This is a genomic window from Streptomyces flaveus (genome assembly GCF_014647675.1).
Taxonomy (GTDB): domain Bacteria; phylum Actinomycetota; class Actinomycetes; order Streptomycetales; family Streptomycetaceae; genus Streptomyces; species Streptomyces flaveus.
On sequence record NZ_BMPQ01000025.1, the window covers coordinates 49,874 to 71,256 of the forward strand.

At 70.0% G+C, this 21,383-nt stretch carries 21 protein-coding genes; 17 read left to right on the forward strand and 4 right to left on the reverse strand.

The window, feature by feature from the left end:
• Positions 1-73: 73 nt before the first annotated feature.
• The 9 genes from IEZ21_RS34735 to IEZ21_RS34775 all read left to right on the forward strand — a co-directional run bounded on the left by IEZ21_RS34735 (position 74) and on the right by IEZ21_RS34775 (position 7,476).
• Positions 74-676 (forward strand): riboflavin synthase, encoded by a 603-nt coding sequence (locus IEZ21_RS34735; protein WP_189325795.1) that lies wholly within the window; start codon positions 74-76, stop codon positions 674-676.
• Positions 673-1,317 (forward strand): nicotinamide mononucleotide transporter family protein, encoded by a 645-nt coding sequence (locus IEZ21_RS34740; protein WP_189325796.1) that lies wholly within the window; start codon positions 673-675, stop codon positions 1,315-1,317. Before IEZ21_RS34735 ends, IEZ21_RS34740 begins: the two co-directional genes overlap by 4 nt.
• Positions 1,314-2,603 (forward strand): bifunctional 3,4-dihydroxy-2-butanone-4-phosphate synthase/GTP cyclohydrolase II, encoded by a 1,290-nt coding sequence (locus IEZ21_RS34745; RefSeq protein WP_189325797.1) that lies wholly within the window; start codon positions 1,314-1,316, stop codon positions 2,601-2,603. Before IEZ21_RS34740 ends, IEZ21_RS34745 begins: the two co-directional genes overlap by 4 nt.
• A 20-nt stretch (positions 2,604-2,623) precedes the next feature.
• Positions 2,624-3,109 carry a 6,7-dimethyl-8-ribityllumazine synthase gene (gene ribH, locus IEZ21_RS34750; RefSeq protein ID WP_033321827.1) on the forward strand — a complete coding sequence of 162 codons (486 nt, stop codon included), beginning with the start codon at positions 2,624-2,626 and terminating at the stop codon, positions 3,107-3,109.
• Between the two features lie 34 nt (positions 3,110-3,143).
• Entirely contained in the window at positions 3,144-3,416 is a 273-nt protein-coding gene (locus tag IEZ21_RS34755) for a phosphoribosyl-ATP diphosphatase (protein ID WP_031486114.1), read from the forward strand.
• 72 nt (positions 3,417-3,488) lie between these two features.
• Positions 3,489-4,346 carry an ATP phosphoribosyltransferase gene (hisG, locus tag IEZ21_RS34760; protein ID WP_189325798.1) on the forward strand — a complete coding sequence of 286 codons (858 nt, stop codon included), beginning with the start codon at positions 3,489-3,491 and terminating at the stop codon, positions 4,344-4,346.
• 20 nt (positions 4,347-4,366) lie between these two features.
• Complete coding sequence (locus IEZ21_RS34765) at positions 4,367-4,846, forward strand: PH domain-containing protein (RefSeq protein ID WP_189325799.1); 480 nt, start codon at positions 4,367-4,369, stop codon at positions 4,844-4,846.
• Between the two features lie 198 nt (positions 4,847-5,044).
• The gene (locus tag IEZ21_RS34770; RefSeq protein WP_189325800.1) at positions 5,045-6,373 is read left to right on the forward strand and encodes a hemolysin family protein; all 1,329 of its coding nucleotides are present in this window, start codon (positions 5,045-5,047) and stop codon (positions 6,371-6,373) included.
• Positions 6,370-7,476, forward strand: coding sequence for a hemolysin family protein (locus IEZ21_RS34775; RefSeq protein WP_189325801.1), 1,107 nt, complete (start codon positions 6,370-6,372; stop codon positions 7,474-7,476). The genes IEZ21_RS34770 and IEZ21_RS34775 overlap by 4 nt, the downstream gene beginning before the upstream one ends.
• A gap of 88 nt (positions 7,477-7,564) precedes the next feature.
• Here IEZ21_RS34775 and IEZ21_RS34780 read toward each other — a convergent pair whose 3' ends face one another.
• Positions 7,565-9,430, reverse strand: coding sequence for an AAA family ATPase (locus IEZ21_RS34780; protein WP_189325802.1), 1,866 nt, complete (start codon positions 9,428-9,430; stop codon positions 7,565-7,567).
• Between the two features lie 449 nt (positions 9,431-9,879).
• Complete coding sequence (locus IEZ21_RS34785; RefSeq protein WP_189325803.1) at positions 9,880-10,500, reverse strand: uridine kinase family protein; 621 nt, start codon at positions 10,498-10,500, stop codon at positions 9,880-9,882.
• 161 nt (positions 10,501-10,661) lie between these two features.
• Here IEZ21_RS34785 and IEZ21_RS34790 point away from each other — a divergent pair, with 161 nt between their 5' ends.
• The 3 genes from IEZ21_RS34790 to IEZ21_RS34800 all read left to right on the forward strand — a co-directional run bounded on the left by IEZ21_RS34790 (position 10,662) and on the right by IEZ21_RS34800 (position 13,090).
• A complete protein-coding gene (locus IEZ21_RS34790) occupies positions 10,662-12,029 on the forward strand; it encodes a C39 family peptidase (protein ID WP_189325804.1) in 1,368 nt (455 codons plus the stop codon).
• 147 nt (positions 12,030-12,176) lie between these two features.
• The gene (locus IEZ21_RS34795) at positions 12,177-12,323 is read left to right on the forward strand and encodes an SCO1431 family membrane protein (RefSeq protein ID WP_189325805.1); all 147 of its coding nucleotides are present in this window, start codon (positions 12,177-12,179) and stop codon (positions 12,321-12,323) included.
• Positions 12,324-12,436: 113 nt separating this feature from the next.
• Positions 12,437-13,090 carry a TetR/AcrR family transcriptional regulator gene (locus IEZ21_RS34800; RefSeq protein WP_189325806.1) on the forward strand — a complete coding sequence of 218 codons (654 nt, stop codon included), beginning with the start codon at positions 12,437-12,439 and terminating at the stop codon, positions 13,088-13,090.
• 51 nt (positions 13,091-13,141) lie between these two features.
• Here the strand turns inward: IEZ21_RS34800 and IEZ21_RS34805 are convergent, their stop codons facing one another.
• The gene (locus IEZ21_RS34805; protein ID WP_189325807.1) at positions 13,142-14,401 is read right to left on the reverse strand and encodes a glycoside hydrolase family 18 protein; all 1,260 of its coding nucleotides are present in this window, start codon (positions 14,399-14,401) and stop codon (positions 13,142-13,144) included.
• 338 nt (positions 14,402-14,739) lie between these two features.
• Between IEZ21_RS34805 and IEZ21_RS34810 the strand changes: the two genes are divergently transcribed.
• On the forward strand, positions 14,740-15,912 hold the full coding sequence (locus IEZ21_RS34810) for an acyl-CoA dehydrogenase family protein (RefSeq protein ID WP_189325808.1): 1,173 nt from the start codon (positions 14,740-14,742) through the stop codon (positions 15,910-15,912).
• Positions 15,913-16,446: 534 nt separating this feature from the next.
• Here the strand turns inward: IEZ21_RS34810 and IEZ21_RS34815 are convergent.
• Positions 16,447-16,884, reverse strand: a complete 438-nt coding sequence (locus IEZ21_RS34815) for a hypothetical protein (RefSeq protein WP_033321838.1) — start codon at positions 16,882-16,884, stop codon at positions 16,447-16,449.
• Positions 16,885-17,149: 265 nt separating this feature from the next.
• Here IEZ21_RS34815 and IEZ21_RS34820 point away from each other — a divergent pair, with 265 nt between their 5' ends.
• The 4 genes from IEZ21_RS34820 to fxsA all read left to right on the forward strand — a co-directional run bounded on the left by IEZ21_RS34820 (position 17,150) and on the right by fxsA (position 21,192).
• Positions 17,150-17,590 (forward strand): Lrp/AsnC family transcriptional regulator, encoded by a 441-nt coding sequence (locus tag IEZ21_RS34820; protein WP_033321839.1) that lies wholly within the window; start codon positions 17,150-17,152, stop codon positions 17,588-17,590.
• A 57-nt stretch (positions 17,591-17,647) separates the two neighbouring features.
• Positions 17,648-19,264 carry an amidohydrolase gene (locus tag IEZ21_RS34825; RefSeq protein WP_189325809.1) on the forward strand — a complete coding sequence of 539 codons (1,617 nt, stop codon included), beginning with the start codon at positions 17,648-17,650 and terminating at the stop codon, positions 19,262-19,264.
• A 507-nt stretch (positions 19,265-19,771) separates the two neighbouring features.
• A complete protein-coding gene (locus tag IEZ21_RS34830) occupies positions 19,772-20,539 on the forward strand; it encodes a polyprenol monophosphomannose synthase (protein ID WP_189325810.1) in 768 nt (255 codons plus the stop codon).
• A 71-nt stretch (positions 20,540-20,610) separates the two neighbouring features.
• Entirely contained in the window at positions 20,611-21,192 is a 582-nt protein-coding gene (gene fxsA / locus IEZ21_RS34835; protein ID WP_189325811.1) for an FxsA family membrane protein, read from the forward strand.
• Positions 21,193-21,383 lie beyond the last annotated feature (191 nt).

Sequence of the window (21,383 nt, forward strand, 5' to 3'; positions counted from 1 at the left end):
TCGCCGTCCGTTCTATCTGTCGTCATCGACAGGCCCCGGAGTCCGTGCCCGAAGAGGCAGGAGGACCCGGGAAGTGTTCACCGGAATCGTCGAAGAGCTGGGCGAGGTCACGTCCGTCGAGAATCTTGACGACGCCTCCCGCTTTCGGCTCCGCGGCCCCGTAGTCACCGAAGGCGCGCGCCACGGCGACTCCATCGCCGTCAACGGCGTATGTCTCACGGTCGTCGACCACGAAGGCGACGAGTTCACCGCCGATGTGATGGCCGAGACCCTGAACCGCTCCAGCCTCGGCGCCCTCGCCGTCGGCTCCCGCGTCAACCTCGAACGCCCCATGGCCGTCGGCGACCGCCTCGGCGGGCACATCGTGCAGGGCCATGTGGACGGCACCGGCGAGGTGATCGAGCGCAAGCCGTCCGACAACTGGGAGATCGTGAAGATCTCGCTCCCCGAGGACCTCAGGCGCTACGTCGTCGAGAAGGGCTCCATCACCGTCGACGGCATCAGCCTGACCGTCGTCGACGCGGGCCCCGACTACTTCACCATCAGCCTCATCCCCACGACCCTCGCCCTGACCACGCTCGGCCTCAAGCAGCCCGGCGACCCCGTCAACCTCGAGGTCGACGTCATCGCCAAGTACGTCGAGCGGCTGCTCGGCAGCCAGGAGGCCGGGCGGTGAACTGGCTGAACTCCGAGGCCTTCACAGTCTTCGGACAGCACATCAAGTGGGCGGACATGATGGGCAACACCATCGGTCTGATCGCCCTCGCCCTCGGCTGGCGACGCTCCATATGGACCTGGCCCGCCCAGTTCCTCTCCGGCGTCATCCTCCTCACGGCCTTCGCGACCGCCCACCTCTCCGGCAGCGCCGGCAAACAGGTGGTCGTCATGGCCGTCGCCGCCTGGGGCTTCTGGCAGTGGAACCGCAGCGGGCGGAAGGCGCAGGACGGTTCGGTCGCCGTACGGTTCGCCACCTGGCGGGAGCGCGCCTGCCTGGCCGGCGCCGCCGCCCTCGGCACCCTCGCGGTCGGCGGCCTGTTCACCGCGTACCCGACCCTCTCGTGGGACCCCTGGCCGGACGCGTACATCTTCGTCGGCACGATCGTCGCCATGTACGCCCAGGCGCGCGGCATGGTCGAGTTCTGGTTCGCCTGGCTTCTGGTCGACCTCGTGGGCGTGCCGCTCAACTTCGCCAACGGCTTCGCCTTCTCCGGCTTCGTCTACATCATCTACGGCGCACTCGTCCTGTGGGGCATGCGCGACTGGTGGCTGCGCTCCCGCAGGGCGGCGCAGCCCGTTCTGGAAGGAGCCCCGGCATGACAGTGGCGCCCGTCTGGTACAGCACAGACAACATCGAAGACTTCGCACTCGACCCGGTCGAGCAGGCCATCGCCGACATCGCGGCGGGCCGCCCCGTCGTGGTCGTCGACGACGAGGACCGGGAGAACGAGGGCGACCTCGTCGTCGCCGCCGAGAAGGCGACCCCCGAGATCATCGCCTTCATGATGAGCGAGTGCCGGGGCATGATCTGCGCGCCGATGGAGGGCGACGAGCTCGACCGGCTCGAACTGCCGCAGATGGTGCAGCACAACACCGAGTCGATGCGCACCGCCTTCACAGTCACCGTCGACGCCACACCCGAGCACGGCGTCACCACGGGCATCTCCGCCTCCGACCGCGCCACCACACTCCAACTGCTGGCGAGCGGTACGGCGCAGGCCGGTGACTTCGTCCGCCCCGGCCACATCTTCCCGCTGCGCGCCAGGTCCGGCGGGGTGCTCGTGCGCAACGGCCACACCGAGGCCGCCGTCGACCTCGCCCGGCTCGCCGGACTGCGCCCGGCCGGCGCGATCGTCGAGATCGCCGGCGAGGACGGCCGCATGCTGCGGCTGCCCCAGCTGATCCCGTTCGCCCGCAAGCACGGCCTGACGATCATCTCCATCGAGGACCTCATCGCCTACCGCCGTACCTCCGAGCCCACCGTCCGCCGCGAAGCCCAGACCCAACTACCCACTGCCTACGGCGAGTTCACGGCATACGGTTACCGCTCCACCGTCGACGGCGTCGAGCACGTCGCCCTCGTCCACGGCGAGATCGGCGACGGCGAGAACGTCGTCGTCCGTATCCACTCCGAGTGCCTCACCGGCGACATCTTCCACTCGCTGCGCTGCGACTGCGGCCCCCAGCTGGAGGCCTCCCTGGAGCGCATCCACGCCGAGGGCAGGGGAGTGGTGGTGTATCTGCGTGGGCACGAGGGGCGCGGCATCGGCCTGCTGTCCAAGCTGCGCGCGTACGAGCTCCAGGAGCGCGGTCGCGACACCCTCGACGCCAACCTGGAGCTGGGCCTGCCCGCCGACGCCCGGGACTACGGCGCGGGCGCGCAGATCCTCGAGGACCTCGGTGTACGCAGCGTGCGGCTGATGACCAACAACCCCGACAAGACCGACGCACTCGTCCGCCACGGCCTCAAGGTCACCGACCGCGAGCCGATGCCCGTGAAGGCGGGCGAGCACAACCTCCGCTACCTGCGCACCAAGCGGGACCGGATGGGGCACGACCTGCCCTGGCTGGACACGACCACCGTGTCCCCCTGCGGCAACCAGTAAGAGAACACTCAAGGAGACACGTGAGCGGCAAGGGTGCACCTGAACTGTCCGTACGCAACTGCGGCGACCTGCGCGTCGCGGTGATCGCGGCACAGTGGCACGAAAAGGTGATGGAAGGCCTCGTCGACGGCGCCCTGCGCGCCCTGCGCGAGTTGGGCATCGACGAGCCGACCGTCCTGCGCGTCCCCGGCAGCTTCGAGCTGCCGGTCGTCGCCAAGGTCCTCGCGGGCCGCGGCTACGACGCGATCGTCGCCCTCGGCGTCGTCATCCGCGGCGGCACCCCCCACTTCGAGTACGTGTGCCAGGGCGTCACCCAGGGCCTCACCCAGGTCTGTGTGGACACCGGCGTCCCCATCGGCTTCGGCGTGCTGACCTGCGACACCGAGGAACAGGCCCTCGACCGCGCGGGCATCGCGGGCTCCAGCGAGGACAAGGGACACGAGGCGGTGACGGCCGCCGTGGCGACCGCGGCCACACTGCGCTCGGTATCCGAACCCTGGCGCTGAGGAACGGGCGGCTGCGCGTAAAGTGGTCGCCACCATGTCCAAGAAGACGTTCGAGGAGCTCTTCACCGAGCTCCAGCACAAGGCAGCCAACGGCGACCCCGCCACCTCTCGCACCGCCGAGCTGGTCGGCAAGGGGGTCCATGCCATCGGCAAGAAGGTCGTCGAAGAGGCCGCCGAGGTCTGGATGGCCGCCGAGTACGAGGGCAAGGAAGCGGCCGCCGAGGAGATCTCGCAGCTGCTCTACCACGTTCAGGTGATGATGGTCGCCCGCGGCATCTCCCTGGACGACGTGTACGCCCATCTCTGAGCTGTCACGCCGTCGCCGTAAAGACGCAACCCCGACTCCCGCACGTACGCACGAACAAAGGAAGCCGACCTCATGCTGCGCATCGCCGTCCCCAACAAGGGTTCCCTGTCAGGCCCTGCGGCGGAGATGCTGCATGAGGCCGGCTACCAGCAGCGCCGGGAGTCCAAGGAACTCCGGATCGTCGACCCGGAGAACGACGTCGAGTTCTTCTATCTCCGCCCCCGCGACATCGCGATCTACGTCTCCTCCGGGCAGCTCGACATCGGCATCACCGGACGCGACCTGCTCATCGACTCCGGCGCCGACGCCGAGGAGATCCTGCCGCTCGGCTTCGCCCGCTCCACGTTCCGCTACGCCACCAAGCCGGGCACGGCGAACGGCGTCGAGGACCTGAACGGCATGACGGTCGCCACCTCGTACGAGGGCATCGTCGCGGGGCACCTCGCCGACCACGGCATCGACGCCTCCGTCGTCCACCTCGACGGCGCCGTCGAGACCGCGATCGAGCTGGGCGTCGCCGAGGTCATCGCGGACGTCGTCGAGACCGGTACCTCGCTGCGCAACGCGGGCCTCGCGGTCATCGGCGAGCCCATCATGAAGTCCGAGGCCGTCGTCATCCGCCGTACGGGGGCGGACGCCGAGGAGACCGCCGAGTCGAAGGTCCAGCAGTTCCTGCGCCGCCTTCAGGGCGTCCTGGTGGCGCGGACGTACGTGATGATGGACTACGACTGCCGCGTCGAGCAGTTGGAGAAGGCCGTGGCCCTCACGCCGGGTCTGGAGTCGCCGACGGTCTCGCCGCTGCACAACGAAGGCTGGGTCGCCGTCCGGGCGATGGTCCCGGCCAAGGAAGCCCAGCGGATCATGGACGACCTGTACGACATCGGCGCCCGGGCCATCCTGACCACGGCCATCCACGCCTGCCGTCTCTGACCGGGATCCGGAGCACGTTCATGTCGGATCTGCCCGCTCTGCCCGTCACTTTCAGGCCGGGACGCACCCGTGCCGTCCTGCTGACCGCCGGTGCCGCGATCTTCGTGGTCATCACGACGGTCGCGATGCTGCTGGAGAACCTCAGCCCGGGGGAGCGTCTCAGCTTCGTCTTCACCGGGGCGCTGCTCTTCGGGGTGCTCGTGCTGCTCTCACGGCCGAAAGTCGTCGCCGACGAGTCCGGGGTCACCGTCGTCAACATCGCCAGCCGCCGGCACCTTGCCTGGGCGGAGATCCTGCAGGTCAACCTGCGTCCCGGCGACCCGTGGGTGTTCCTGAACCTCAGCGACGGCACCAGCCTGCCCGCGCTCGGCATCCAGCCGGGGATCGCGAAACAGCGGGCGATCAGGGACGCCCGTACGCTGCGGGCGCTGGCCGAGGCCCGCGCGATCGGCGACGCCGACGGACAGCACGACGGCCGGCACGACGAAGGTCACGGCTGATCCGATGAATTCACCCTGCCGTTTTTCCGGGTGTCTTGATTAATCTGGTGCCGGAGGCGTTTTCGTTGCGCCTCCGCCCCTGATGTTCCGCCCCGGAAGTCAGGGGCTCCTGCTAGTCGAGGAGTGACTCCCTCCAGCGATGGACGGATCGTCCTGTAGTACCTGCGCCGCCCCCTCCCGGCATATCGAGGCGGCGGCATGACCATCCCCCTGCTGCTCCTCGGGGCGGCGTTCCTCCTGATCCTCGCCAACGGCTTCTTCGTGGCGGCCGAGTTCGGCCTCGTCACGGTGGAGCGCCCCGACGCCGAGAAGGCCGCGGCCGAGGGTGACCGACGGGCCCACCGGGTCGTCGAGTCGCTCAAGGAGCTGTCCTTCCAGCTCTCCGGCACCCAGCTCGGCATCACCATCACCTCCCTCGTCGTCGGCATGCTCGCCGAACCGGCGCTCGCCGAGCTGCTGCACGGCCCGTTCACCTCGATCGGCATCCCCGAAGGCGCCGTCCCCGGTGTCTCCGTGATCGTCGGCATGCTGCTGGCCTCGGCCGTGCAGATGGTGATCGGCGAGCTCGTGCCCAAGAACTGGGCGGTGTCCAGGCCGATGCAGGTCGCGCGCTTCGTCGCGGGGCCTCAGCACCTCTTCTCCAGTCTGTTCAGGCCGGTGATCGCCGGCCTGAATGCCGTCGCCAACCGGCTCGTCCGCCTCTTCGGCGTCGAGCCCACCGCGGAGCTGGCCTCCGCCCGCACCCCCGGCGAACTCGTCTCACTGGCCAGGCACTCCGCCCGGGCCGGCACCCTGGAACAGGACACCGCCGACCTCTTCGTCCGCACCCTCTCCCTGGCGGACCTCACCGCGCAGCACGTCATGACGCCGCGCGTGAAGGTCAGCGCCCTGCAGTCCTCCGCGACCGCCGAGGACGTCGTCAACCTCACCCGCGCCACCGGCCTGTCCCGCTTCCCCGTCTACCTGGAGCGCATCGACGAAATCGTCGGCATGGTGCACCTCAAGGACGCCCTCGCGGTGCCCACGCACGAACGGCTGCGCACCCCCGTCGGCCGGATCGCGCAGGCCCCGCTGCTCGTCCCGGAGACCCTGCCGGTGAAGCCCCTCCTGGAGCGGCTGCGCAGCGAGCAGCCCATCGCGGTCGTCGTCGACGAGTACGGCGGCACGGCCGGCGTCGTCACCCTGGAGGACATCGTCGAGGAACTCGTCGGCGAGGTCCGCGACGAGCACGACGGACACGACCTGCCGGAACTCGCCGTGGCCCCCTCCGAGGACGGCCGCCCCACCTGGGACGCCGACGGCAGCTGCCGCGTCGACGTCCTCCAGCGCATCGGCCTCGATGTGCCCGAGGGTCCGTACGAGACCGTCGCCGGCCTCGTCGCCGATCTGCTCGGCCGGATCCCGGCACCCGGTGACAAGGCCGAACTCCCGGGCTGGCGCCTGTCGGTCCGCCAGGTCGGGCACTACCGGGCCGAGCGGGTACGTCTGGTCAAGGCCGCGGACGCCGTGGCGGAGGCCGTCCGATGAGTCTGCTCCAACTTCTGTTCGCCGCCCTGCTCGTACTCGCCAACGGTTTCTTCGTCGGTGCCGAGTTCGCGCTCGTCTCCGTACGCCGCAGCCAGATCGAACCGCTCGGCACCGCACGCGCCCGGCAGGTCATGTACGGCCTGGAGAACCTGCCGCAGATGATGGCCGCCGCCCAGTTCGGCATCACCGTCTGCTCGTTGACGCTCGGTGCTGTCGCCGAGCCCACCGTGGCCCGTCTCCTGGAGCCGGTCTTCCATGCGGTGCATCTGCCCGAAGGCATGATCCATCCGCTCGGGTACGTCATCGCTCTCGCCGCGGTCGTCTTCCTCCACCTCGTCGTCGGCGAGATGCTGCCGAAGAACCTGGCGATGGCGGCGCCGGAGAAGACCGCGCTGTGGCTCAGCCCCGGCCTGGTCGCCTTCGCCCGGCTGTGCAAGCCGGTCACCGCGGGCCTCGGCGCCTGCTCCCGCCTGATCCTGAAGCTCTTCCACGTCGAGCCGAAGGACGAGGTCGAGGCGGTCTTCACCAGCGAGCAGCTCAACCGCCTCGTGGAGGACGCGGGCCAGGCCGGGTTCCTCGACCCCGAGGAGCAGGAGCGCCTGGAGGACGCCCTGGAGCTGGGCTCCCGCCCGGTCACGGATGTGCTCCTGGACCGCGAGTCGCTGGTGACGGTCGGCCCTTCGGTCACGCCGGGGCAGGTCGTCGCGCTCACCGCCCGCACCGGCTACTCCCGCTTCCCGGTGTGCGCGGAGAACGGCGCCTTCATGGGCTATCTGCATGTGAAGGACGTACTCGATCTGGAGGAGTCGGAGCGGGCCGTGCCGCAGCAGATCTGGCGCCCCATGACGACCCTGCGCTGCGAGCTCCCGCTGGACGACGCACTGACCGTGATGCGCCGCGCCGCGACGCACCTCGCTCAGGTCGCCGACGCCTCGGGCCGCGTACTCGGCCTGGTCGCCCTGGAGGACGTACTGGAACTCCTGGTCGGCGAGGTACGCGACCCGGCACACCGGGCTGCTCCGGGGACCCAGCAGGCTCAACAGGTGAAGACGCTGGCGGAGCCCGTCCCGAGCGGTGCTCCGGAAGAGGCCCTGGCGAGCTGAGGGGCAAGGGAGTTGAGCGCGAAATTGTGACACTTGCACGTGCAAGTGTCACAATTTCGCGCCCCACCATGGCCCCCGGGACGCCCGGTCAGATCGCCGACGGATCCTGGGGCCCTCGGCCCGAGAGAACCTCGCCGTACGCCTGCATCAGGTCCGGCAGCCGCAGGGTGGACAGGTCATCGCGGGTCAGCTCGCTCGTGTAGCCGGACAGCCGCAGATCGCGGTAGGCGCAGCTCTTCTCGTACAGGGTGCGCAGGAAGCGGCCGTTGCCGAGCTCGTCGATCCAGCCCTGGTCGACGACGTGCCCGCTGATGGAGCGCAGCTCGTCGAGCGCCTCCTCGTCCCACACGTCGCCGTTCTCGGCGGCCAGCACCTCGCCGATCGAGGTGAGTTCGAGGGGACGGTACGAGGGGAAGTCGACGCGGGTCGTGAAACGGGACGAAAGCCCGGGGTTGGCGGCGAGCAGGCGGTCCATGCCCTCGGGGTAGCCGGCGAGGATCACGACGAGATGGTCGCGGTTGTCCTCGGCGCGCTTGAGGAGCACCTGAAGCGCCTCGTCGCCGTATGCGTCGCCCTTGCTGTAGCCGGAGTTGGACAGTGAGTAGGCCTCGTCGACGAAGAGGACGCCGCCGATCGCGGAGTCGATCAGTTCGTTGGCCTTCACGGCGGTCTGGCCGAGGTACTCGCCCACCAGGTCGGCGCGCTGGGCCTCCACGAGGTGGTCGCCGCCGAGCAGCCCGAGTGCGTAGAAGACGCGGCCCAGGATGCGGGCCACCGTCGTCTTGCCGGTGCCGGAGGGCCCGGAGAAGACGAAGTGCCGCTTCGGCGGCTGCACGGGCAAGCCTTGGCCGGCGCGCAGCCGGGCCATGTTCAACTGCGCGGACAGCGCCTTCACCTGCCGCTTCACCGGCTCCAGGCCGACCATCCGCTCCAGCTCGGCGAGCGCCTCCTGGAGCAACGCGGGGTCGGTGGGGCCGGTCGGCAGCTGCGGAGGCTGGACCGGCACTATGGCCTTCTCGCGGACCGTGTCGGTCTCCGGCGGCAGCCCGCCCGACGGCGGCATGTCGGGCTCCGACAGCTTGAGGTCCCGGCCCTCCGGGCCGAACAGCGCGTCGACGCCGTCCGGTCCGTCGATCATGTCCTGGACGCCGGTGAGCGTGATCGCCGCGAGGTCCACCGCGTCGTCGTACCCGTCGCCCTCGGAGATCGCCGCGAGCCGCGCCGAGGTGTCCATGAAGGCGGGGTCGACCCGGTGCACCGCCCGGTACAGGGGCAACGCCGCCGCCGACCGTCCCGTGCCCTCGTGCGCCCGCGCCAGCCAGTACCGCAGCTCCTTGCGCTGCGGCTGCTCGCTGCGACAGCGCATCAGCGCGGCCGACAGCAGCGGCTGGGCCTGCCCGTACATCTCCAGACGTACGCGCGCCATGCCGCCGAAGAGCCCGGCCTCGATGCCCAGCATCGGATCGTCGATCAGCGGATCGGTGTGCCGGACCAACTGCTCCCAGTCCTTGACCAGATAGGCCCGGCAGGCGTGCAGAAACCGCACCTGCGGATCGGTGTCCACCGGCGGCAGTCCCGCGAGCGCCCGGTCCAGCTCCGGGACATGGCGACCGTCGAGCCAGTGCGAGGCGTGCGCGAGCAGCAGATCGCGCGGGCTCTCGAGGACGGGCTGCACCCACCAGCCCAGCCAGTACCAGGAGTTGAGAGTGCGCCGGTGGCGGGCGCGCTGTTCCCCGAAGCGCTCCCGGTGCCGGAACATCCGCAGCAGCGCGGTGGTCGTGTCGATGCGCAGCGCGTGCAGCCCGAGCCAGCCGTCGGCCATCCCCGGATCGATCCGGACCGCCGCGCGGAACTCCTCCTCCGCCTGCGGATAGGCCCCCATAGTGTAGGCGTCCACACCTCGCAGCCAGGCGAGGTCGGCCGGGGCCTCGGGGCCCTGCGTGCCGAAGTCCATCACGTCCCCCACAAACCGTGCCCCCGTTGAGTGCCGGGCGGGCCGGTGCCCGTCGGCAGCCTTCGTCGAACCGCTGTGCTGTGGACGGGAGTTGCGCGTTCGGTGCGGAGAGCAGCCGTCCGAAAGTCGCACCGAGAGGCATCGTACCCGCGGGGTGGTGCCCGGCCGAAGAGTGCCCGCACGACGGGTTCTTCGAGGTGGGAGCACATGGGGCGCACTCGGCGCGGTGACCGAGGGTGAGCGAAACATTTCGCGGAGCGTCCGGAATCCGGAATGAGGACAGAACGAAGCCCCCGATCACGGGGGAACAACCGGGGGCTTCGCGTCTGTCGGCGACTTCGAAAAGCCGCACATTGAGAACGTAAGACCTGTACGGCCCCTCGGTCAAGCCGAGTTGAAGCACTTGGGGCACTTCTCGGACACCCCTCTTCACGGGTTCAGCACACAGGCTATGGCCCGTCACGGTGCGTGATGACCTGGTCCGGTCCAGGGGTCCCAGCAGGTCCCGGAAACACCTCAAATCCCTCCGAAAACCCCCGCACCAAGAGATCGGCAAAGGGTCGGGAAGGGTCCTCGGCGAAGTGGCGGCGCTCGGCGAGAACCCAGCCTGCCCAGAAGTCGCTCTGCTCCGAACCGTCCCGCTGCCGGCCTCGCGCCCAGGCATCCTCGGACGCCAACTCCATCCACAGCAGGCACGCCAGAAACGGCCGCAACACACGACGTCCCGCGCCGACACCCTCGACGAGCACCACGGGCGCCGGCGGCAGTTCGCGGACCGGCCCGAAGCGGCGTGCCTGCCAGTTGTACGGCCGGTAGTGCGCACGCTCACCGCGGCTCAGCGGCTCGACGACGTCCCGGAGCAGCCGCCCCGTCCACGCGAACAGCTCCTCGTGCGTGGCTATGTCGTCCAGGTGCAGTACGGGTACGCCGCCCAGCGCCTCGGCCAGCCGCCCCGCGAACGTCGTCTTCCCGGAGCCCGCGTGGCCGTCGATGCCGACGAGGCGGACGGGGCCGCAGGAGGGCGGCAGTCGGTGGAGGCGGGAGGCGAGGGTGTCTGGCGAGGTGTGCACATTGCCAGGGTATTTCCCGAACGTAGTGCCAATGGTTGTGACCAATATTGATCGGTGCCACGACCCTTGAGGTGCTGGCAGGGGACGGCACGGGCATCCATAGTTGGCGCACACCCGCACTTTGGACTCGCCCGTTCCGGAAATCTGGGGGTCATCCGCACATGACCAGAGCCGAACAGCCCTCCCGCAGAAGCCTGTTGGCCGTGGCGGTGGCCGCGGCAGTGGCGGGTGCCGCGAGCCCGGCGGCCGCCGCCGGCTCCTCCGCCCGCACCGCGCACACCCCGTCGAAAGCACCGTCCGGCCAGGTCGACAACCGCGCCTGGACCTCGTACACCGACTGGCGCGGAGGCACCGCGGAGGGGACCCGCGCCATCTCCGGGAAGCGTCCGGGCCTGGTGATCGCGACCCCTGCCGGCCGCACCGACTACCCGGACCCGCACACCGGCAGGACGGCCACCTGGGAGTACGCGCGCTGGACCTCACCCGTCCACCGCCTCGCCGTCCCCTCGACCGAGGTCATCGCCTCCTGGAACGCGCACACTCCGGCGGGGACCTGGCTCCAGATCGAGCTGGCGGGCACGTACTCCGACGGCACGGACACCCCCTGGTATGTGATGGGCCGCTGGGCGGCCGGTGACCAGGACATCAGGCGTACCTCGGTGGACGACCAGAGCGACGGCAGGAGCAGCGTCTGGACGGACACCTTCTCCATCGGCGACGCGGCCTCGGGTCTGCGCCTCGTCTCGTACCGGCTGCGGCTGATCCTGTACCGCAAGCCCGGCGCGAAGATCACGCCCACCGTGTGGCGGCTCGGCGCGATGGGCTCCGACATCCCGGACCGCTTCACCGTTCCGGCCTCGACGCCCGGCCTCGCCAAGGAGCTGACGGTCCCGCGGTACTCGCAGGAGACCCACATCGGCCAGTACCCGGAGTACGACAACGGCGGCGAGGCCTGGTGCAGCCCCACCTCCTCGCAGATGATCATCGAGTACTGGGGGCGCGGGCCCACGGCCGAGGACCTGGCCTGGGTCGATCCCGACTTCGCGGATCCGCAGGTGTGCCATGCCGCCCGGTTCACCTACGACTACCAGTACGAAGGCTGCGGCAACTGGCCCTTCAACGCCGCGTACGCCGCCACGTACAAGGACCTCCAGGGCGTGGTGACGCGGCTCGGTTCGCTCACCGATCTGGAGACGCTGATCGCGGCGGGCATCCCGGTCATAACGTCCCAGTCGTTCCTCGAGTCCGAGCTGCCCGGAGCGGGTTACGGCACCGCGGGCCATCTGATGACCGTCATCGGATTCACGGCCGAAGGTGACGTGATCGCCAACGACCCGAACTCACCGAGCAACGAGGCGGTGCGGCGGGTCTACCAGCGGCGCGCCTGGGAAAACATCTGGCTCCGTACCAAGAGGTACAACGCTTCCGGGAACGTGGTCTCCGGGACCGGCGGGGTCTGTTACCTCTACTTCCCGGCGCATCCCACGGCGCGCCAGCGGAAGGCACTGGCGGCGGTCGGCATCCGCTGACGGGGGTGCTGACCTGGGCATACGGGACGTGACCAAGGTCTCCCCCGCAAAAGCCGATTCCGGTGGCAAGGTGGACAGCTCCCGGGGCCGAGGGACCCAGTGGCCTCGGGGGAGTCCACCGACCGAAGCCAACGCGAGCGAGCTGCCATGACCGCGACCTCTGTCACCGCCGGACGCCTTCAGACCCGTACCGGCGGCCCCAAGGACGACGACCCGAAGATCCTCGAGCACCTTGCCGGCTGGACCCTCGTGGTGGTGCTCGCGATGCTCGTCACACAGCTCGGCGTGATCTGACGGCTGGCCTGCGGGGCAGCGGAAACAGTCGAAGAGAGTCGAACAGGCCGGTGGCGGGGGTCTGACATACTGCCAGCGAAAGTTTCGGAGGCAGTTGAAGACCAGGGCTGGAATTGAACCATAGTCAACGGCACGACGACCGCCCACGGGCGCGCGGCACCGACCGCTCCTTGGCGCGTCGTGCCGAACTCATCGCGATCGGGCGGAAGTTATTCGCCGACACGTCCTACGACACACTGTCGATGGACGACATCGCCAAGCACGCACACGTCGCCAAGGGCTTGATCTACTACTACTTCAAGTCCAAGCGCGGCTACTACCTGGCCATCATCGAGGACTCGGTGGCCGACCTGATCTCCCGCGCGGCCGGCGGCCTCGAACTGCCGCCCTATGAACGGGTGCACCGCACCATCGACGGCTACCTGCGCTACGCCGAGCACCACCAGGCCGCGTACCGCGCGATCATCACCGGCGGCGTCGGCTTCGACGCCGAGGTGCTCGCCATCCGCGACGGCGTGCGCGAAGCCATCCTCGAGACCATCGCCGAGGGAGCGTACGGCCGGCGCAAGGTCGCCCCGCTGCCCCGCATGGCGCTGCTCGGCTGGCTGTGCAGCGTCGAGGGCACCACCCTCGACTGGATCGACCACCAGGTGCTCCCGCGCGACGTGATGCGCGAACTGCTGGTGAAGATGCTCGGCGGCGCCCTGCGGGCGATCGAGGACCTCGACCCCTCGTACCCAACGCCGGAAGCCGCCCGCAAGGCCTGAGCGAAGAGCGGGGGTCTGCCGACCCCCGCCCCAAGTGACGTACGGAACAAGCTAGTTGATCGCCCGGATCAGCTCGCCGTCCGAGGTGTCACCGCTCAGTTCCCAGAAGAAGGTGCCTCCCAGGCCCTGCTGGTTCTTGTAGGCCGTCTTTCCGGCGATGGTCGACGGTGTGTCGTAACTCCACCAGTCGCTGCCGCACTTGGCGTATGCCGTGCCGCCGACCGTGTCCGTCGCCGGGCACTTCGTCTTGAGCACCTTGTAGTCGTCGATGCCCTGCTCGTACGTTCCTGCCGCCGGACCGGTGGCGGTGCCGCCGGGCGCCTCCTGGGTGACACCGGTCCAGCCGCGCCCGTAGAAGCCGATGCCGAGCAGCAGCTTCGAGGCCGGGATGCCGAGGCCCTTGAGCTTGTCGATGGTCGCGGAGGTGTGGAACTCCGCCTTCGGAATCCCGGGGTACGAGGTCAGCGGCGAGTGCGGAGCCGTCGGACCGGTCGCGTCGAAGGCGCCGAAGAAGTCGTACGTCATCGGATTGTACCAGTCGACGTACTGCGCGGCGCCCGCGTAGTCCGCCGCGTCGATCTTGCCGCCGCTGGTGGCGTCGGCCGGGATCGCCGCCGTGACCAGCGAGGAGCCGCCGAACTTCGCGCGCACCGCCGACATCAGCTTCCCGTACGCCTCCCTGCCGCTGGTGTCGCAGGTCAGGCCGCACGCGTTCGGGTACTCCCAGTCGATGTCGATCCCGTCGAAGACGTCCGCCCACTTGGAGTTCTCGACCAGGTCGTAGCAGGACTGGGCGAAGGCGGCCGGGTTCCCGGCGGCCTCGGCGAAGCCGCCGGACCAGGTCCAGCCCCCGAAGGACCAGAGGACCTTGAGGTTCGGGTGCTTCTTCTTCAGCTCGCGCAGCTGGTTGAAGGTGCCGCGCAGGGGCTGGTCCCAGGTGTCGGCGGTGCCGTCGACGGACTCGGTCGCGGTGTACGTCCGTTCCGTCGCCGCGTAGGAGTCGCCCATGGCGCACTTGCCGCCGGTGACGTTGCCGAAGGCGTAGTTGATGTGGGTGAGCTTGGCCGCCGAGCCGGACGTGTCGATGTTCTTGACGAGGTAGTTGCGGGCGTAGGTGCCCCACTCGGTGAAGTAGCCGACGACCTTCGAGCCGGGTGCGGCGGCTTCCTGCGCCGAGTCGGCCGCGGTGGCCTCTTGCGACGCGGTGGCGGCGGGGCCGGCGCCGGCGAGCAGTCCCGCACCGAGGACGGTGCAGCACACGGCGGAGATGAGTGTCCGGAAACGGGCGGGGGGACGTTGCGGTCTGAGCATCGGGTCACCTCGTGGGGAGAGGAGCGTGGGGGGCCCTGCCGGGTGGCGCTCGGGCAGGACGGTACCGCTTGGCATGAACGCGTTCGACGCTGGGGGAACAGTAGGAGGACTAGACCAGTGCGTCAATGGTTCGGACCAATCCGAATGTGTTCTAATTAACGAGCGTTAACCGGTGACGCGCTGCTGCGGACCGGGCATACTCACAGCGCACAGCCGCTGGTCAGCTCCCTCCGCGACCCGGACGGACAGCATCGGCTGGGCACTGTGAGACCCGGTGGAGCCCTCTAAAACCAAGGCAGGCGCTCGCCGAAGTGCCCGACAGGGAGGAGAGCGTCGCCATGCCCGACCGCGCCCCGCAGCCGGTGGACCGTCAACTGCCCACGGACGAGGCCCGGGATCTGATCTCGCTCGTCCGCGACATCGCGCAGCGCGAGATCGCCCCGAAGGCGGCCGAGGAGGAGGACGCCGGGCACTTCCCGCGCGACGTCTTCACGCTGCTCTCCGAGTCGGGACTGCTCGGCCTTCCGTACGACTCCGAGTACGGCGGCGGTGACCAGCCGTACGAGGTCTACCTCCAGGTCCTCGAAGAGCTCGCCGCGGCCCGGATCACCGTCGGCCTCGGCGTCAGCGTGCACTCCCTGTCCTGTCACGCCCTCGCCCACTACGGCACGAAGGGACAGCAGGTCGAGCATCTGCCGGCCATGCTCGGCGGCGGCCTCCTCGGGGCGTACTGCCTCTCCGAGCCGTCCTCGGGATCCGATGCCGCCAGCATGCGGACGAAGGCCGTACAGGACGGGGAGGACTGGGTTCTCACCGGTACCAAGGCCTGGATCACTCATGGCGGGATCGCCGACTTCTACACCGTGTTCGCGCGCAGCGGCGGCGAGGGGACACGTGGCATCACGGCGTTCCTGGTGCCCGGTGACGCCGAGGGGCTGAGTGCGGCGGCGCCCGAGAAGAAGATGGGCATGAAGGGCTCGCCCACCGCCCAGGTGCACTTCGACGGGGTGCGGATCTCCGACGACCGGCGCATCGGCGACGAGGGCCAGGGCTTCGCGATCGCCCTGTCCGCGCTCGACTCCGGGCGGCTCGGCATCGCGGCCTGTGCGATCGGTGTGGCCCAGGCGGCGCTGGACGAGGCGGTCGCGTACGCCACCGGGCGCGAGCAGTTCGGCCGGCGGATCGCGGACTTCCAGGGCCTGCGCTTCATGCTCGCGGACATGGCGACCCAGATCGAGGCGGGCCGGGCGCTCTATCTCACGGCCGCCCGGCTGCGGGACGCGGGGCGGCCGTTCTCCAAGCAGGCAGCCATGGCGAAACTGCTGTGCACGGACGCCGCGATGAAGGTCACCACGGACGCCGTCCAGGTGCTCGGCGGGTACGGCTACACCGCGGACTTCCCCGTCGAGCGCTACATGCGCGAGGCGAAGGTGCTGCAGATCGTCGAGGGCACCAATCAGATCCAGCGGATGGTCATCGCTCGTCACCTCGCTGGTCCCGAGTCGCGGTGAACAGCCGCCCGTACCCGTATCCGTACGTGGCCGAGGGCGCGACGAGCCGGACCCACTCGGGGTCGTGACGCCCTGGCAGGGTCCGGCCCCCTTTGGCCCAAGTGCGAAGCAGAGCACGGTAGATGGGCGGATCCTGGGGCTGCTGTGCTGTCTGTGGCGCCTGTGTCTGCGGTGTCTTTGCCTTCGGTGTCTGGGCCGATGGCTTTTCAGCCTGCTGCTGTGTGCTCTCGGACGCCGATTCCGCGGGTGCCGGAACGATAATCCTGCGGCGACGGCTCGTTTCTGCATAGGTGGAGGTCATACCGGGCCAACGCGTCGAGGCCGGACAAGTCACCGGCCACGGATTCGCCCGTGAGTTCACGGCGGAGCCCGTATGGGGGTTCGGAACCCAGCCGGTCAGGCTTGGCGAAGTCCGCTGCGGCACCGCGCCCCTAGGGAGGCCGCAGGCCTCTTCAGGGGCGCGGAGCCGTATCGATTTGCGGCTCCGCCGCGCGGGCGCGACCAGCCACAACGAACCCGCAGCTTCGAAACCGCCTAACCCAGCGGAGCGCCTACGCGGCGCATCACCGGCACCCGGATGGGGCGCGAGCCGGGGCCGCCGGCGTGCGAGAAGGGCTGTGTGCGCCAGTCGAGTCCCTGAGGGAGCGTCAACAGCAGGGCAGTGTCCTGCTCCTGAGCCTCCATCGACTCGTCGGCGGGCCGGGCCTCGGCCGCCGCGCGGCCCGTACCGGCGCAGACCGTGAGCCCGAACGGGTTCCACGGGGTGGCGCACAGCGCGTGCTCCGGCAGGACCTCCTCGTCCGCGAGGAGTGCGATGGGCTGCGCGCAGTCCGGGCAGATCACCCGGTACATCTCGAAGGTGTCGTACGCGTCGAACTCGTCCTCAGCCGGTTCAACACCCTCCGGCGCGGGCTCGACGACCGGCTGCTGCCGCTTGGGTGCGGTACGACCGGGGCGCTTCAGACTCTGCATAGATTTTCTCCCCCTCGGGTGGGCCGACAAGGCGCTGCGGCCTCGACCACAGCAAGCACTTCCCGTCCCGTCTCGGCGGTAATCACGAGGACATCACGGAACCTGTAGTCACACTGTGGCGTTCGTCACATGCCGCCCGCAGGTGCCGGACGCGGTGCATTTGTCCCCACGTGGCTCGCCGGGTCGTCCCTATCAGATCACAAACCGGGTATGACCTGCGCCGCTGAGGTACCGGCGAGGATCAAGGGCCCTGTAGGTTCCTGCCATGGAGGAGCTCGACCGACAGATCGTGCAGCTGCTCGTCGAGGACGGGCGGATGAGCTACACCGACCTGGGCAAGGCCACCGGACTGTCCACGTCGGCCGTGCACCAGCGGGTGCGCCGGCTTGAGCAGCGCGGCGTGATCCGCGGCTATGCGGCGGTCGTCGACCCGGAGGCCGTCGGGCTGCCGCTGACGGCCTTCATCTCGGTGAAACCGTTCGACCCCAGCGCCCCGGACGACATCGCGGAACGACTGTCCGGCGTCCCCGAGATCGAGGCCTGCCACAGCGTCGCGGGAGACGAGAACTACATCCTCAAGGTCCGCGTCTCGACCCCCCACGAGCTGGAGGAACTGCTCGCGCGCCTCCGCTCGCTGGCCGGCGTGTCGACGCGTACGACGGTCGTCCTGTCGACGCCGTACGAGGCACGGCCACCCAAGATCTGAACCCCCGGAAGAGCCCCGGAAGAGGGGTGCGGGCGTCGAGGGGCGAAACTGTTCTCCATGAGTGAGAGCACCGCCACCCCACGTACCGTGCTGCTGCGCGGCGGGGAAGTCCACAGCCCCGCCGACCCGTTCGCCACCGCGATGGTCGTGGAACGCGGGCAGGTCGCCTGGGTCGGCTCCGAGGGCGCGGCCGACGCGTTCGCGGACGGGGTCGGCGAGGTGGTGGACCTCGAAGGCGCCCTGGTCACCCCGGCGTTCACCGACGCCCATGTGCACAGTACGGCCACCGGGCTCGCCCTCACCGGCCTCGATCTGTCCGACGCGCCCTCCCTGGCGGCGGCCCTCGATCTCGTACGGGACTTCGCCGCGGCCCGCCCCGGCGACCGGGTCCTCCTCGGTCACGGCTGGGACGCCGCCCGCTGGCCCGAGCGGCGCCCGCCCCGGCGGGAAGAACTCGACGAGGTCACCGGCGGTCGCCCGCTCTACCTCAGCCGGATCGACGTGCACTCCGCCGTCGTGACCACGGCCCTGCTGGATCTGGCGCCAGGAGTGCGGGAGAAGGCGGGCTTCGAGGCCGGGCAACCGCTCACCCGGGACGCCCACCACGCCGTCCGCGCCGCGGCTCTGGGAGCTGTCACCCCGGCCCAGCGCACCGAGGCCCAGCGTGCCGCGCTGGCGCACGCCGCCTCGCTCGGCATCGGCTCCGTCCACGAGTGCGCGGGCCCCGAGATCTCCTCCGAGGACGACTTCACCGGGCTGCTGCGGCTCGCCGCGGAGGAGGCCGGACCGAGGGTCGTCGGTTACTGGGCCGAGCAGGACGTCACGAAGGCCCGCTCCCTGGGCGCGATCGGCGCCGCGGGCGACCTCTTCGTCGACGGCGCGCTCGGCTCGCACACGGCCTGCCTGCACCGGCCGTACGCGGACGCCGGCCACACCGGCACCTCCTACCTGGACGCCTCCGACGTCGCCGCCCATGTGGTGGCCTGTACGGAGGCGGGGCTGCAGGCAGGCTTCCACGCCATTGGGGACGCCGCCGTCACCGCCGTGGTCGAGGGAGCGCGCGCCGCCGCCGAGAAGGTCGGCCTGGCCCGTGTCCGGGCGGCTCGGCACCGCGTCGAGCACGCCGAGATGCTCACCCCCGAGACCATCGCGGGCTTCGCCGAACTCGGCCTCACCGCCTCTGTCCAACCCGCCTTCGACGCGTTGTGGGGTGGCGAGGACGGCATGTACGCACAGCGTCTGGGCGCCGAACGGGCCCGTACGCTCAACCCGTTCGCGGCCCTCCTGCGTACCGGCGTACCGCTCGCCTTCGGCTCCGACAGCCCCGTCACCCCGCTGGACCCGTGGGGCACCGTCCGCGCTGCGGCCTTCCACCGCACACCGGAGCACCGGATCTCCGTACGCGCCGCCTTCACGGCCCATACGCGGGGTGGCTGGCGGGCGATCGGCCGGGACGAGGCGGGCGTCCTGGTGCCGGGCGCACCCGCCGACTACGCCGTGTGGCAGGCCGATGAACTGGTCGTCCAGGCCCCGGACGACCGGGTCGCCCGCTGGTCGACCGACCCCCGCTCCGGCACCCCCGGACTGCCCGACCTGACGCCCGGGACACCCCTTCCCGTCTGTCTGCGGACCGTCGTGGGCGGGCGCACCGTGTTCGTACGGCCGGAGGGGTGATGTGCCGGGGCGGCCCGGCACCAGTCCTCACCAGGCACTCTGTCCTGCCACCTGCGTATCCTCCGCGCTGACCAGGCGGCTGAGCGAAAGTCCGCAGCTCGAACGGCTGTTGACAGCAAGCGGCGGGTGGCCGGTAGGTTCGGCCGGGTCCACCACCGGACGTCCGACCGCGGAGGTTCCGAGCAGCCCTCGAAGCGCCGCTGTGTCAGGGGTGGTGTGCCGCACCGGCGCACCACAACTGGGAGCCAGGCCCAGCGCTCGCGCCACGGGGGCGGGGGAACGTTCCGCCGGTCGGCAGGTGTGACCCGGGTGGGGCCCGGCGCTCAGTAGACAACGGCTCTAGGTCGATCCGCAGCCAGCGGGTCCCAGGTCGGCCCGAAGGGCGCCGGGTCCCGATCCGCTGTATCTTCCCCTTCTCAGGTCTCCCGGGCCGCCGTACCTGTCTGCGCCGTAGCGGACGCTCGCTATGGTGGAGCCCCTCTCGCACGGATGTCTTAAGGGGAAGCTGTGAACGACGGCGGTGGGCGACAGTTCGGTCCGCTCGGCACCACCTTGGTGATCATCCCCACCTACAACGAGGTGGAGAACATCAGGGCGATCGTCCGCCGGGTGCGGGCCGCGGTGCCCGAGGCGCACGTCCTGGTCGCCGACGACAACAGTCCCGACGGCACCGGCAAACACGCCGACGAGCTGTCCTCCGAGGACGACCATGTCCATGTGCTGCACCGCAAGGGCAAGGAGGGCCTCGGTGCCGCCTACCTCGCGGGCTTCCAGTGGGGGATCGAGCACGATTACGGCGTACTGGTCGAGATGGACGCCGACGGTTCGCACCGGCCCGAGGAACTGCCCCGGCTGCTCACCGCACTCAAGGGCGCCGACCTGGTCCTCGGCTCCAGGTGGGTACCCGGCGGGCGGGTCGTGAACTGGCCCAAGTCCCGGGAGTTCATCTCGCGCGGCGGCAGCCTGTACTCCCGCGTCCTGCTCGACGTACCGATCCGCGATGTCACCGGCGGCTACCGCGCGTTCCGCCGGGAGACCCTCGAAGGTCTCGGCCTCGACGGCGTCGCCTCCCAGGGCTACTGCTTCCAGGTCGACCTGGCACGCCGCGCCGTCAAGGCCGGCTACCACGTCGTCGAGGTGCCCATCACGTTCGTCGAGCGTGAGCTCGGAGACTCCAAGATGAGCCGCGACATCTTCGTGGAGGCGCTGTGGCGGGTCACGACGTGGGGTGTGGGGGAGCGAGCGGGGCGGATCCTGGGGCGTAAGTCGCCTTGATCCGTGGGGCCTTGGGCAGAATTGATCGCCCCCTTATCCCGTACTGAGCCTGCCCCAGGCACACTGGACGTATGACGACTGGCGCTCCGACCCCGACGTACCCCGCGCGACCGCGGCGGTCCCGGCTGCGTACGTTCCTGCCGCTCGGCATCGCCGCATGGCTGGTCCTGGAGATCTGGCTGCTGACCGTGGTGGCGGGCGCGGCGGGTGGCTGGGCCGTCTTTCTGCTGCTCGTGGCCGGGTTCGTGCTGGGTTCCGTGGTCATCAAGCGGGCCGGGCGCCGAGCCTTCCGGGCCCTGAGCGAGGCCCTTCAACAGCAGCAGAGCGGGGTGCTGCCGGAGGGCGAGCGAGGCAGCGAAGGCAATGGCCTGATGATGCTGGGCGGCCTGCTTCTGATGCTGCCGGGCCTGATCTCCGACGCGTTCGGCCTGGTCCTGCTGATCCCACCGGTCCAGAAGTCCCTGAGCCGCTACGCGGAGCGCACCTTCGAACGCAAGATGCGCGAGGCCACTCCCGGCACCCTGGGCGACGCCTTCCAACAGGCCCGCATGCACCGCCCCGACGGCAAGGTCGTACCGGGCGAGGTCATCCACGACGACGAGCGCCGGGGACCCGAGGGGGAGCCGGGCCCGCGCCCGCCGCTGACTGGCTGACCACCGCGCCCCGAAGGGGCGCGGGGCTGTGTCAATCTGCGGCTCCGCCGCGATGGGGGTCCCCCGCTCTGGGGGGACCCCCAGGCCCTTAAGGCACTGGGGGAGAAGTCGAGAGCGGGGGAGCGACAAGTCACGACGAACCCGCAGTCGGACACGGGCCAGCGCAAATCAGCCCGTCCGGCGATTGAGGA